Here is a 13729-nt window from a genome sequence, read left to right as displayed (position 1 = left end):
ACAAGTGAAGAAGATAGGCAAATTCGCGCTCATTGCGCTCGTTATTGTGGTACTTGCGGTAGGGATCTCCGTATACGTCGCGAATTCCCGTTACGAATTCCTTTTCGCCGGCCCCCGGGTTTCGCACGAAACGCGCCTGACGCAGGGCGTGCGCGTTCGCGCGGTGGCAAAACCGCCGCTGGCGCGGCCGCTTGTCTCGAAAATGCTGGGCGCCGGCGCGCCATCGCCGTGGATACTCGATCGCGTCATTCCGTACGAGGCCGCGCTGCTTGCGTCGCCGGACATCGTCGGCGGGCGAATGGATGTCGTGCTGTTTCTCAATCCGCAGCGTCTCGCGCCGGTGATTGCGCCCGCGATTGACGCATACGCGATCCCGAAAAAAATCGGCTACGTTACGTGGGCCAGCGACATGTTCGACGTTTCGACGCGCGGCGTGCTCTCGCTCGACGGCTTCATGTCGATCGACGCCGCGACGATCGATGCGGTGAAGGCCGAATGGGGTCTGGTGACGTTGCCCAGCCTGCCGCCGTTCGAGGGCACGCACCTCGGCGAAGTGTCCATAGACAACCGCGATGGCAGCCTGTACACGCTCCTCTCCACGTTTGCGAACCAGCAGTTGCTGACATTGCCGATGCCGCTCGATAGTTTGCGCAAGACCATCGCGCCCGTTGCGACGATGTCGCTAACGGCCGACCTCGCCGGCGACGACGAGTTGGCGATCAAACTGCTCATCGAATGCCAGCCCACCGCCGAACCCGGGCAAGTCACCGGCGTCAGTTTCGCCATCGCGGGAATCTTCGGCGAATTGCAGAAGTACGCGGCGCAGAAAGGCGCGAACCTGTCGGGCGAAAAGCGCACCGAAGGCCAGACTATCATCGGTAATTACACGCTGACGAACGTCAGCGCGTTGGTTGCGTTGTAGCGTTCGACGCTGGAGCGTTTCAAAAAACCACGTAACCGAAGCCCCGTACGCGACCCTTGGCCTCAAAGCCAAGGACCCGATTGCGAGGACGATCTCGATCAGGCACGCGAAGCGGCGGCCACATGATTTGCGCAATCGTTCAAATTCTGTAAACCCTCCCGCCCGGCGCGGCATCCAAGGAGGAAACGAAGAAGGAGCCACCGGTATGCGTGGTCTGGTGTGCCTGTGCGCGCTATCCATCGTTTCCGCAATGGCCGATCCGATTGAGGGCTATTGGGAGGGTGCGCTGACGAACAAAGGGCAGGATTGCCCGATACAGGTTGAGTTCGCGAAAGTGGACGGCAAACTCACTGGATCGTTCTCGATGCCCGTGTATCGATGGGTGGACTGTCCTTTCGACGAACTCGAACTGACGGGCGGAAAGCTGCGTGCCGTGTACGATTCGACGCCGCCGCTGGTATTCGAGGGGTCGCCGCAAGGCCGCGGCAAGAACGTAAGCATCGCCGGCGAGTGGAGCGTTGGCACGTATCGCGCTCCGTTTTCGCTTCGGCGCGCAGCAAAGCCCGATCTGCCATACGCGATCGAGGAGGTGACGTTCACGAACGGCGAGGTCACGCTTGCGGGCGCCGTCTACTCGCCCAAGGCGCCCGGCAAGCATGGGGCGGTGGTGGTCCTTCATGGCAGCGGCGACAACCCGCGCTGGCACTTCGTTCAACCTGCCGATTGGTTTGCGCGGCAAGGCATGGTGTGCCTGATCTTCGACAAGCGCGGCAACGGAAAATCGACGGGGAAATGGTTGGACGTCGGGTTCAACGAGTTGGCCGATGACGGCGTCGCGGGTTTGCGCATGTTGCAGGCGCGCGACGACGTCGATCCGAAGCGCATCGGGTTCTGGGGAATCAGCCAAGCCGGTTGGATTATGGAGGCGGCGGCGCAACGCTGCGCGGATGCCGCGTTCTTTGTGTCGATCTCGGGCGGCACCGCGATTGTCGAGCGCGAAGGGTATTGGGACTACGAACGCGTGTTGCGCAACAACGGGTACTCGGACCAGGACGTCGCAGACACGATCGATATGATGCGGCGTTACAATGCCGTCATTCGAACCGGCGAGGGTTACCAGGAGTTTCTCGAGTGGATGCAGCCGATGCGCGAGAAGCCGTATTGGATGCTGCTGGAGTGGGCGCCGCGCCCGCCGACGGCGATCAATCAGCAATGGTACAAGCGCGTCATGGACTTCAACCCCGAGCCCATCCTGCGCGAATTGAACATCCCGATGCTGTTCCTCTTCGGCGAGGCCGACGACAGCAATCCCACGGCGGAAGGTGTCGAAATGCTGAACCGCGTGAAGAACGAGACCAACAAGGACATTACCGTTCGCGTGTATCCCGGGGCGGACCATGGCATCCGCGTTGCCGCCGCGCCCGATGCGGCGTTCCCGTTCCGCGTTCGCCCGCAAGCCTTCTGGGACGATACGGCGCAGTGGCTGAACGAAAAGGGCATCAATCCGTAGCGCGCTATTTCGGCAACGGCCACTCGAATTCGGCTTCAACCGCGTTGTGATCGGACAGCGCCGTGACCTTCGGGTCTTGATAGGTGTTCACTTTGATCGCAAGCGGTTTCAGTTGCGCGATAGGCGGTTTTGGGTTGCCTAACAGGATGTAATCGATGCGCCGGCCAACGGTGTCCGATTCCTGATCCGTGGTGCCGCCGAGTTGGTCGCCCATCAGGGTAAGCCAGGTGTCGCTGATGCCCGCTTCGCCGCGCGCCTCGCCGAACGCTTTCATCATGACCGAGTACTGCGACCCGGGATCGTTTCGGTACTCGGCCATGCCGCGCGTGTTGAGATCGCCGACCAACAGCAAGGGCCGGTTCGGGTCGCTCTTCGCCTTGATGAATTCGGCCAGTTCCTTGTATTGCAGAGGGCGCTTGTCGTCGGCGCGCGCTTCGAGGTGCGTCACGAACACGTCGATATAATCGTCCTTGGCCGATTCGCCTCGTGCAATGCGCGCCCAGATCGCGCCCTTTGCGGCGAAGCCGTCCGCGCGGAACCCGTATTCTTTTGGCGAAGAGAAATTCTTGTAAACGACGGCGCCGGTCGCGAGGATGGGAAGGCGCGTAAGCAGCAGGCATCCGCCGTTGGTAAGGAAGCCCGCGGGCTTGGGGCTCTCGAACGCGTTCAGTTGGCCGTTCCACGCGGCCTTCACGCTTTCCTTGATCGCCGTGCGGTGCCGCTCCTCGAAGGTCTCCTGCAGTGCGACGATGTCGAACTTGCCGACTTCTTCCGCGATGCGTTTCGCGCGGTACTCGGGATCGGGGCGCTTGTTTTGACCCTCCGCGATCCCCGGGAGGAATTGCACGTTGTACGTAATGACCTTGATCGCGCCGGGAGTCTGCGCGTAGGCGCCGGCGGCGCAAAGGCAAATCGCGAGTATCGCACGCATGATTCGCTCCTTCTGTTGACGATAGCGCCCACCCAGCATACATAGTGGCGCAATGTTCGCCGGACGCTATTTCTTCTTGGTGCTTGCGCGCGCGGGTTTCTTCTGCGCGGGCTTCGGCGCCGGTTTTTCCTCGGGCTTCGGCTCGGGCTGCGCGCGCGCGGGTTCGGGGGTCCCGAGCGGCGCGGCGTTCTTCGCGAACTCGAGACACCGCGCGCGCCATTCCGCAAGCGACGCAACGCCGACCGCTTCGATGGAGCACCCGCTGTCGTTCAACGCTTTCGCTTCGGCGGTGAGCCGTGCGACTTCCGCGAGCAGCCAGTCGGCGCGCTCATGTTTTTCCGCCGAGCCGCTGGTGCTCGTGAGGTATTGCGACTGGTAATCTCCGCAGCGCGCGACGGTGTCGGCGAAGAGTTCGATAAAGGCCTCGCCGGAGTCCTGTTCGATCACGCACAGATTTCGGACGAGCCGCGAGAGCGACGCCATTGCCGGAACGGCAACCTCGCGCGCGATCGAGCCGTCGTGCCATTTCTGCTCGAGTACGGGGAACATGCGCAGGAGCGCGAAGAAGGTGACGCGATCGACACGGTTAAACCCCTGTGCGGCGATGGGCTTGATCAGTTCGACAAATTCCGCCGGAAGGTCTTTTTGAAAGGACTTGTTTTTCGCGAAGCTTTCAGCCTCTTTTCGCGCTGCCGCCCTCGCGACCGCGGCGAGCATAGACCCGCCGTTGCCGCTTAGATACACCGGCGCGGCCGTCAGCGCGAGCCGGATCGAACCGTCCGCCGCCTCGGGCGCGGGAAGCGGATTGTCGTTGGCGTCGGTCAGCGCGAGGTCCGCTACCGTCCCCACGGGAATAGGTTGGACGACCGGCTGGCCCATGGCCCAGGCGACCATCACCCACGCGTTGCACTGCCGGAATACGATGGCCCGCGCGCGCGGCGCCATTGGCAATTCCTCAAGGCACGCGTATCCGTTCAGCCGGTGTGCCATGGCGCTGATGAGCGTGTACGGTTCGCCGAAGGCGTTCTTCGCAAACACGATGCTTGCGTCGATCTCCGGGCTCATACCCTGCTCCGCCTGTGCGTCAAGGAGGTTGCGCGCGATCAACCAGTGGTTCGAGCCGTCGTTCTTCACGTCGGGCGCGGCGAAGAGTTCCTGCATGCGGAAGCCTTCGTACCCCGCGCTCTCGAACGCCGCGCGCAATTGGCCGATTTCGGACGGGGCATCGTTCCCGTGCGGCAGAAACACCTTGTACGCCGATCGGCCGAGACCGGTGGACAGGTATGCGCTAACGTTGGTGAGGCCGGAAGTCAGGACGGCCTCGATCTGTCCGCGCGCGCCGGCGTCGCGCAACGCGGCGGCAAGCGATTCGAGCGTTTCCACGCCGAGATCGGGCACGGACACGCGCCACGCACTGACACTTTCGCCAAGCTTTGCGGCCAGTTGCACGAGCGACGCCATATCGCTGACGGCCGCGGCATCGAGCGCCACAGTCACCTGGAAACCGTCGGCCACCGCGGACGAAACAAACCCCGCAACATCCGGCATGGTGATGGGGACGGTGATCTCGCGAAGTGGAACGCCGCGCAGCGCATGGAGCGTCGCCGGGCTCGGATCGTTCAGCGTGACGCGGACGGGCGCGCGCGCTGCGTTGTTGGGGCGTTTGATACGGCAATAGACCAAATCCTTGGCGACGGTGCTGCCGCCGACCGTCAGTGCGACCCGGACGGTGAACCGCCCGATCGCGGCGGGAGCGCCGTCGATGGGTTGCCAGTGCGCGCCGTTCGCGCGGAGCGGAATCGCCTGCAACGAAATGGAAACCGTGTCGCCGTTGCCGTCCGTGATTGCGATAGCGCCGGTTGCCTGTCCGTCTTCGTTCGATTTGATCTGCAAAATTACCGGCTCATCGGCGTATATGTACGGGACGGGCTGGTCCGGCGCGATGGAAATTTCGAGCGCGGGCGCGGCCAGCACGGCGCAGAGTAGTGCCGCGGCGATCATGTGTCGACTAGAAACGGATTCGTGCGCCGCTCGACGCCGATGGTCGTTTCGGGGCCGTGTCCGCTGTATACGATGGTAACATCGGGGAGCGTCAGCATTTTGGTTCTAATGGATTGAATCAATTGCGGATAACTGCCGCCGGGCAGGTCCGTCCGGCCGATGGAGCCCGCGAAGAGCACGTCGCCGCTAATGACGAAGCCGTCGCCCACGAGAATAACGTGACCGGGCGAATGCCCCGGCGCTTCGCGAATCGCGAACGTAATGGCGCCGACGGAAACGGTGTCGCCTTCCTTAATGAATCGGTTGGGGTCGGGCGACGGATCGAACGGCACGCCAAACATCATGCCCTGCTGGGGCAGCGCGCGCAGTAAGCCCAACTCGTTCTCATGACAGATCAGTTCCGCTCCGGTCTTCAACAGTATTTCGGCGTTCCCGCCGCAGTGATCGCAGTGGCAGTGGGTGTTGACCACCGTCTTGACGGTATATCCCTCGATCGCGTCCAGAAGTTCCGGGGTGGCTTCACCGGGATCGATGACGAGCGCCTCGCCGCTGTCGCGCACGACATAACAATTCTCAATGAACGGCGTCGTTTCGAACGAAAGGATTTCCATGGCACCCCGCGAACCGTGATCGATTACGATGCTACTGACGTTTGGCAGTTGGGATCAAACCGGGAACGCGCACTTGGCAGCAGAATTCGCACATCGCCGGGCCGTCTTGACAACCCATTCCGGCGTACGCGATGATTTCGTCCGTGAAAGCTATTACAGCATATTGTTTGGCGCCCGTCCTTTTTCTTGCGATCACGCTGAACGGCGTGGACGGCATGGTGCTCTGTTTTTGCGGCGAGGGCAACGTCGCTATCGAAGCGGCGTGCGGTGAGACCGGCGAATGCTGCGACGAGCAGCCCGGCGATCTCGCGTACGCCTTGGGCACGCCAGGCGCGCACCAATGCAATGATTGCACCGATGTTCCGCTTTCGGGCGTCGATGCGCCGTCATTGGTCGCATCGCGCTCGACGTCAAAGGCATCCATCGGCGATGGCGTCACGGCGCTACCGGTGGCGCGGGCGGCCGGCGGCTCGAACGAACTTCGCGTCGCGTGCGCGCATGCAGTGGCCGGCACGCGTTTCAAATCCCTCGTCTCTCCCACGGTCGTCATCCGTATCTAGCCTCTCTCCTGTTCCCTGCTTGTCCTTTCTCGCGCCAGTAGTGTGTCCTGAACAGGAGAATTTCCATGTGGCGGATTATTCCGCTTCTACTTTCGCCGATTGTTGCGTTCGCGGGGCCCGGGCGACCGTTCGTGGAGCCCGAAGGTCCGTTGACGTTGCAGCGCGCGGTCGACGCCGCGCTCGAAAATAATCCCCGGCTCGCGCCGTTTGCGTGGGACATCCGCATTAGTGACGCGCGCATCACGCAGGCGCGTTTGCGTCCGAATCCCGAGTTGTCGGTCGAGATCGAGAACATCGTGCTTGGCGGCGGCGCGGACCGCACGACGGCAACGCGCGCGATTGGCGTGGCGCCGCCGGGACTTTCGCTCGAACCTGAAATAGACGGCACGCAAACGCCGCCGATTGCGTTGCGCCCGCAGATATCCCGGGGCGACGGGTCCGCGGAGCTTGGGCGAGACGAGCAATCCGGCGTTAGTGGCCTCGGCAATGCCGAGTTCACGCTATCGCTTTCGCACATCATCGAGTTGGGCGGCAAGCGCGCCGCGCGCATCGAAGCGGCGGAACGCGGGCGCGCGGTTGCGGAGTGGGACTATGAAGTCGCGCGATATGAAGTGGTCGGCGACGTCATTGCGCACTATGCGGAAACGCTCGCGGCGCAGAGCCGCGTCAACGAGGAACGCGCCGTGGTCGAACTGGCGGACACGTTTTCGTCAACCGTGGCGCAACTTGTCGCGGCGGGCAGCGTGTCGCCGTTGGAAGCGCGGCGCGCGCGCGCGGCGGCGGAACAGGAAAGTCTGGAACTGACCGCGCGCGAGCGCGAGTTGGAGCAAGCGCGTCTGCGGTTGGCGGCGACGTGGGGATCGACCAACCCCATCTTTACCGAGACTGTCGGCGACGTTTCGAGTTCACCGGCGCTGCCTCCGCTCGAGACTATTATCGGCCAGCGCGAGCAGCATCCCGCGTTACAGCGCTGGGGCGCGGAGTTGGCGCGGCGCGGCGCGGTGTTTCGGCAGGAGCGCAGCAGCCGTGTGCCCGACCTGACGGTGCGGCTGGGTTACCGGGCGACGGGCGTCGAAGAAGGCGGCGTGCGCGGTTGGAGTTTCGGATCGGATGGTCTTGCTGCCTCGCGCGCGGACTCCGGCGGGGACGATTGGGAGCACTCGCTCGTGCTCGAAGCGTCGCTGCCGTTACCCGTCTTTCATCGCAACCAGGGAGCGATACGCGAAGCGGAACTCAACCACGAGAAACTGGGCGATGAACGGCGCGCGTGGGAAGCGGAACTCGCCGCCGCACTGACGGAGCTGTACTCCGTCGCCAACGCGGCGCGGGAGCGCATTGAAGGCCTCGATCAGCGCATCCTGCCCGAGTTGGAGAAAACTTATGCGCTCACGCGCGAGGGCTATCAGCGCGGCAAGTTCGCGTTTCTTGATGTGCTCGATGCGCAGCGCAGCGCCGTGGGTGCGCGGCTCGAACTTCTCGAAGCGCGCATTTCGTATCAACAAGCGGTGGCCGACATGGAACGGTTGGTTGGCGCGGGTATCGTTTCGGCGATCGAAATCCCCGCCGCGGCCAGCGCCACACACGACGAATCAACGGAGCAATCACAATGAATACATATCGAGTCACATCGCTTGCACTCGCCGCGACGGCGATTGCCGTGGCACTCTGCGGATGCGGAAAGACGGCGCCCGAGGCGGCGGCGCCGAATGCCGTCGCGCCCGCGGCCTCTGTTCCACCAGAGAAACGCGATCCGAACCGGCTTTGGTGCAACGAGCATGGCGTGTACGAAGACGAGTGCGTCATTTGTCACCCGGAAATTGCCCAGCAGAAAGAGCCGTCCAAAGAGGCCCGCGATCCGAACCGGCTTTGGTGCAACGAACATGGCGTGTACGAAGACGAGTGCTACATCTGTCATCCGGAACTCAAGCCCAAATCGGATGAACACGCAAAGGTTGACGATGGTCACGTGCACGATGACCGCGGGCAAGGCAACGCGCCGAGCGGGGCGCTAATCTGCAAAGAGCACAACCTTCCGGAAGCGGAGTGCGGCAACTGCAGGCCGGACGCTCTCGCGGAAATACCGGTGGGCGCCGGCCTGAAAGTACGGTTCGCGTCGGGTGCCGCAACGACGAAGGCGGGTGTTGCGACCGGTTCGCCGGCCCCTGCGTACGGGGGCGGCGCGCGGGAATTCCTCGGGCACGTCACGTTCAATCGCAATCGGCTTGCCGAAGTCGCTCCGCAGACTGCCGGTGTTGTGGTCGAGGTGTTGAAAGACGTTGGCGACGCCGTACGTGCGGACGAAATACTTGGATCCGTCCGTTCGCCGGAAATCGCAGCGGTACGAAAGGAGATGAGCGAGGCGCAAGCGCAGGCGCGCCTCGCACAGCAGACGCTCGCGCGGGAGCAGGACCTGTTCAAGCGGGAGATATCGGCGCGGCAGGACCTTGACGCGGCGCAAGCGGCCGTGGCCGTGCATCAAAGCGCAATTGACGAAGCGCGCCAGCACTTCCTGAGCCTCGGCTTGTCGGAAGAAGACATCAAACGCGTGATGACCGGCGGGAGCATCGAACCGACGCTGCCGGTTCGCGCGCCGTTCGCGGGCACGGTCATCGCACGGAACGCGGTCAAGGGCAAGACGGCAGACGCGGGTACCGTGCTGTTTCAGATCGCCGACCTGTCGACGATGTGGGTCGAGTTTGCGGTGCCGGAGAACCAATTGTCCGCGGTCTCCGTAGGCACGCGAATTCATGCGCGGGTCGAGGCATATCCGGGGGTGTCATTCGACGGCGAGGTGAAATGGATCGCGCCATCCGTTGACGCGGCTACACGCATGATCCAGGCGCGGGCGGAGATTGCAAACCCGCAGGGCTTATTGAAGGACGGCCTTTTCGGGCGCGTCTCGCTGGACAGCACGCCCGGTAATGCCGGTCTCACCGTGCCGGAGACGGCCGTGCAAGACGTGGATGGGCGGCCTGTCATCTTCAAGAAACTTGGAGATGATTTGTTTGAAACGCGGCCCGTTGAACTCGGCGCGGCCAGCGATGGACACATTGTGGTATTGGCGGGGTTGAGCGCGGACGACCGCATTGTAACGGAAGGCAGCTACGTGGTGAAGTCCGAGTTGCTGAAAGCGCGGCTTGGCGCCGGCTGCACGGACCACTAGGCAGCGGCCGCTATGCTCGAACGACTGATAACGATCGCGCTGGAAAACCGTCTTGCCGTGATGATCTCGTTTGCCGCCGTGTGTTTGTTTGGCTTGTGGCGGATGAACGAATTGGAGATCGACGCGTTTCCCGACACGTCTCCGGTGCAGGTGCAAGTGAACACGACTGCGCCTGCGCTGAACGCCGCGGAGATCGAACAACAAATCGCGCTGCCAATTGAACTCGCGATTTCGGGCTTGCCCGGACTTACCGAAGTGCGGTCCGTCTCGAAGTTTGGGTTTGGCCAAGTGGTTGCGGTGTTCGACGATCGCACGCGCATTTACGATGCACGTCAGTTCATTTCGGAGCGACTTAATACCGTCGAACTTGCGGAGGGGATCGATCGGCCGCAACTCGGGCCCATCTCGACCGGGCTAGGCGAGGTGCTCCATTACGTCGTGCGTTCGACCGACCCCGATCGCTCGCTCATGGAAGTCCGCGAACTGCACGACTGGGTCGTTAAGCCCGAACTGCTCAAAGTGCCGGGCGTCGCGGAAGTGAACAGTTGGGGCGGATACGAGAAGCAATTCCACGTCATTGCCGATCCCGCGGCGCTGGTCAAGTACGGATTCACGATGAGCGACGTCGAAGAAGCGCTGCTTCGGAACAACGAGAACGTGGGCGGCGGGCAACTCGAGCGATCGGGCGAATCGCTGTTGGTGCACGGGCTGGGCCGCGTCGCGAACATCGACGAGATCGGTTCGGTCGTGATGACCGCGGCCAACGGGCAGCCAGTGTACGTGCGTGACGTGGCGGAAGTGCGGCTCGATCACGAAATCCGGCGCGGGGCCGTCACCTTTCAGGGGCAGGGCGAGGCGCTGCTTGGGCTGGGCTTTATGCTGCTCGGCGAAAACAGCAACGACGTGACCCACGCGCTGCGCGAACGCCTGGCCGCGGCATCCGCGGCATTACCTGAAGATATCGTCATTACGGTCGTCTATGACCGGACGGAACTGGTCGCGAGCGTCATCGACACCGTCTCGCACAATCTGGTCATGGGCGGCATTCTGGTCATCGTTGTTCTGTTCCTGCTGCTGGGCAACCTTCGCGCGGGACTGCTCGTGGCCGTAACCATCCCGATGGCGATGTGTTTTGCAGTTGTGGGAATGTACGAAATGTCCATCGCGGCGAGCCTGCTCAGCCTTGGCGCGATCGATTTTGGGATTCTCGTGGACGGCAGCGTCGTGATGACCGAAGTCAACCTGCGGCGGTTGCGCGAAGATCAGGCGCGTCTGGGACGCCGGCTCACCGCGGCGGAACGTCTTGCTTCGATTCTCGCGTCGAGCCGCGAAATTGTCCGCCCGATCGCGTTCGGCATGCTCATCATTTTGATCGTTTTCGTGCCGGTGCTGACGCTCGAAGGCGTCGAAGGAAAGATGTTTCGGCCGATGGCGTGGACATTTATCTTTGCGCTGATCGGCGCGCTGGCCATCGCGGTATTCCTGTCTCCCGTGCTTTCGTACTATGGCCTGCCATGGAACGCGCGCGCCGAGCGCCACGGCGTGACGCACCTTCTCACATCCCTCTATGCGCTCCTGTTATCGGCAGCGCTGCGTCTTCGGTGGGCGATTGTTGCAGCAACGTTGGTTGTGCTCGTAATTGCCGCGGTCCTTACGACACGGCTTGGCGCCGAATTCACGCCGCGCCTGAGCGAAGGCGCAATCGTTGGCAACGTGATTCGGCTCGCGGGCGTGGCGATTCCCACGTCCGTGGATTACAACACGCGCATCGAGAAATTGCTGCTTGACGAGTTTCCAGATGAGATCAAGTACGTTTGGAGCCGGATTGGCGTGGCGGAAATCGCCACGGACCCGATGGGCACGGAACTGACGGACATCTTTCTAACCTTGCATCCGCGCGCGCAGTGGACGAGAGCGTCAAACCAGGCCCAACTTCTGACGAAGGTGCAGGAGACACTGCATGACCTGCCAGGACTAAACATTGCGTATTCGCAACCGATCGAGATGCGCATGAACGAGCTGTCGTCCGGCATTCGGTCCGACGTCGGCATCAAAATTCTCGGCGATAACTTCGATGAACTGGTCCGCATTTCCGACGATATCCAGCGCGTGTTGCTGGAGATTGAGGGTGTGGCCGATATTTCGTCCGACCAGATAACGGGACAGCCAACGCTCCAGGTCCGCGTCGATGGGGGACGGTTGCAGCGGTTCGGCGTGCCGCGCGCGGAAGTGTTGGCGTTTGTGAAGGCGCTCGGTGGCATCGAGGTGGGCGCGGTTTACGAGGGGCAGCGTGTATTTCCACTTGTGCTGCGGCTGCCCGATTCGTTGCGGGCGAACATCGATGCGTTGAAGAGCGCGCCGATTCCGACGGAGCAGGGCGCGCGGTTGACGTTGGAGCAGATTGCGGACGTCGTTGTGACGGACAGTCCCGCGACGATAAACCGCGAATGGGGCCGCCGGCTCATCCGGGTGCAGACGAACGTGCGCGGGCGTGACGTGGCGAGTTTTGTCGCCGAGGCAAAACGCCGCATCGCGGAGGGCGTGTCGTTGCCCGAGGGGTACATCGTCGAGTGGGGCGGGCAGTTTGAGAGCCTCGAGCGCGCGCAGGTGCGGTTCGCGATCATCGTGCCGCTTACGCTGCTAGCCGTGTTCTTTCTTCTGTACTTCAGTCTCGGCAGTCTGCGCGACGTGCTAATCATTTATACCGGCGTGCCGTTCGCGGCCATCGGCGGCGTGATCGCGCTGTATCTTCGCGGCATACCGTTCAGTGTCAGCGCGGCGGTCGGGTTTATCGCGCTCTCTGGCATCGCCGTCTTGAACGGCCAGATCATGGTGTCCGCGATCCGTGCGTTTCGCAGGAACGGCGCCGGTTTGGCGCAGGCGTTGGTCGAGGGCGGCAAGCAGCGGTTGCGTCCGGTGCTCGCGACTGCAATCACCGATGTCGTCGGGTTTATTCCGATGGCGGTTTCCACCGGCGTTGGCGCGGAGGTGCAGCGTCCGCTCGCGACGGTTGTAATCGGCGGGCTGATCACCGGCACGCTTCTGACGCTGTTCCTATTGCCGATCCTGTACGCGATCGCGCCCGGGAAGACCGGGTCCGTCACGCCCTCGGGTGAAACGCGCGGTGGGCCTTGACGAGGCGGTCGGTGCTGACGTGCGTGTAGATTTGGGTGGTGGCGATGTCGGTGTGGCCGAGCATTTCCTGCACGGCGCGGAGGTCGGCGCCGTTGTCGAGCAGGTGCGTGGCGAACGTGTGGCGCAACATGTGCGGCGTGACATTGTGCGCGATGTTCGCCGCGCGGGCGCAGCGTTTCACGACGGACCACACGCTGGCGCGCGGCATGCGGCGTCCGCGCGGGCCGACGAACAGGGTATCGTCCTTCACGGGAGCATCGGCGCGGACGGACAACCACGCGCGGACGCGCGTCATTGCGCGCGCGCCGAGCGGGACGAGCCGTACCTTTGACCCTTTGCCGCGTACGCGAATTGCTCCTTCGTCGAGCGAGACGTCGCGCAGAGGCAGGTTCGCCAATTCCGAGATGCGGAGTCCGCACGAGTAGAACAACTCGAGAATCGCCGAATCGCGGATTCCGTCCCGTTTGCCGGTATCAGGCGCGGCCAGCATGCGCTCGATGTCGGTGGGCGAGATGACTTTCGGAAGGCCGCGCTTCAGTTTTGGGGAATCGAATCCTTCCGTGGGGTCGGCGCCGGTTTCGCGTTCGTCGCGCAGGAAGGCGTGGAAGCGGCGAATTGCGCTCAGGTGCCGCGCGGACGATCTCGCGGCCAACGGCGTTTTGCGGAGCGCGATGAGATGGTCGAGTACTATGTCCCGTGTGATGCGCTTGGGATCGTTTATGCCGGACGCATCGAGGAACTCGATGTAAGCCCTCAGGTCGGCCGCGTACGCGGCGACGGTGGCTTCGGCGAGGCCCGCTTCGAATACGGCGGTCTGGAGGAACCGATCGACGAGGGGCCCGAGGGGGCTGACTGATTGCGTGCTATTCACATATCCAGTGTACCGGAGATGTGAA

Annotated in this window: 10 protein-coding genes; 6 read left to right on the top strand and 4 right to left on the bottom strand. The window is 62.9% G+C overall.

The genetic code is table 11. The features are described 5' to 3' along the window. Positions 1–4: 4 nt before the first annotated feature. Both HUU46_12210 and HUU46_12205 read left to right on the top strand, forming a co-directional pair. Positions 5–922, top strand: coding sequence for a hypothetical protein (locus HUU46_12210; GenBank protein NUM54402.1), 918 nt, complete (start codon positions 5–7; stop codon positions 920–922). A gap of 205 nt (positions 923–1127) precedes the next feature. After that, positions 1128–2432: an alpha/beta fold hydrolase gene (locus HUU46_12205; protein NUM54401.1), complete on the top strand. Its 1305-nt coding sequence runs from the start codon at positions 1128–1130 to the stop codon at positions 2430–2432. Between the two features lie 4 nt (positions 2433–2436). Here the strand turns inward: HUU46_12205 and HUU46_12200 are convergent, their stop codons facing one another. From HUU46_12200 to HUU46_12190, 3 genes are all read right to left on the bottom strand, one after another. Further along, on the bottom strand, positions 2437–3363 hold the full coding sequence (locus HUU46_12200) for an endonuclease/exonuclease/phosphatase family protein (GenBank protein NUM54400.1): 927 nt from the start codon (positions 3361–3363) through the stop codon (positions 2437–2439). Positions 3364–3429: 66 nt separating this feature from the next. Beyond that, a complete protein-coding gene (locus tag HUU46_12195) occupies positions 3430–5364 on the bottom strand; it encodes a hypothetical protein (GenBank protein ID NUM54399.1) in 1935 nt (644 codons plus the stop codon). Then, positions 5361–5975 carry an MBL fold metallo-hydrolase gene (locus tag HUU46_12190; protein ID NUM54398.1) on the bottom strand — a complete coding sequence of 205 codons (615 nt, stop codon included), beginning with the start codon at positions 5973–5975 and terminating at the stop codon, positions 5361–5363. Before HUU46_12190 ends, HUU46_12195 begins: the two co-directional genes overlap by 4 nt. Positions 5976–6118: 143 nt before the next feature. Here HUU46_12190 and HUU46_12185 point away from each other — a divergent pair, with 143 nt between their 5' ends. The 4 genes from HUU46_12185 to HUU46_12170 all read left to right on the top strand — a co-directional run bounded on the left by HUU46_12185 (position 6119) and on the right by HUU46_12170 (position 12833). Then, entirely contained in the window at positions 6119–6535 is a 417-nt protein-coding gene (locus HUU46_12185) for a hypothetical protein (protein ID NUM54397.1), read from the top strand. A 65-nt stretch (positions 6536–6600) separates the two neighbouring features. Next, entirely contained in the window at positions 6601–8145 is a 1545-nt protein-coding gene (locus HUU46_12180; protein NUM54396.1) for a TolC family protein, read from the top strand. Further along, positions 8142–9698, top strand: a complete 1557-nt coding sequence (locus tag HUU46_12175; GenBank protein NUM54395.1) for an efflux RND transporter periplasmic adaptor subunit — start codon at positions 8142–8144, stop codon at positions 9696–9698. The genes HUU46_12180 and HUU46_12175 overlap by 4 nt, the downstream gene beginning before the upstream one ends. A 12-nt stretch (positions 9699–9710) precedes the next feature. Continuing rightward, on the top strand, positions 9711–12833 hold the full coding sequence (locus HUU46_12170) for an efflux RND transporter permease subunit (GenBank protein ID NUM54394.1): 3123 nt from the start codon (positions 9711–9713) through the stop codon (positions 12831–12833). Here the strand turns inward: HUU46_12170 and HUU46_12165 are convergent. Further along, positions 12799–13704 carry a tyrosine recombinase gene (locus tag HUU46_12165; GenBank protein NUM54393.1) on the bottom strand — a complete coding sequence of 302 codons (906 nt, stop codon included), beginning with the start codon at positions 13702–13704 and terminating at the stop codon, positions 12799–12801. The two genes, HUU46_12170 and HUU46_12165, sit on opposite strands and share 35 nt — an antisense overlap. Positions 13705–13729: the final 25 nt, after the last annotated feature.

The sequence above is a fragment of the Candidatus Hydrogenedentota bacterium genome, from assembly GCA_013359265.1.
GTDB lineage: Bacteria > Hydrogenedentota > Hydrogenedentia > Hydrogenedentales > SLHB01 > JABWCD01.
The sequence above is the reverse complement of the archived record's forward strand: the minus strand, read 5'-3'. Positions and strand labels throughout refer to the sequence as shown.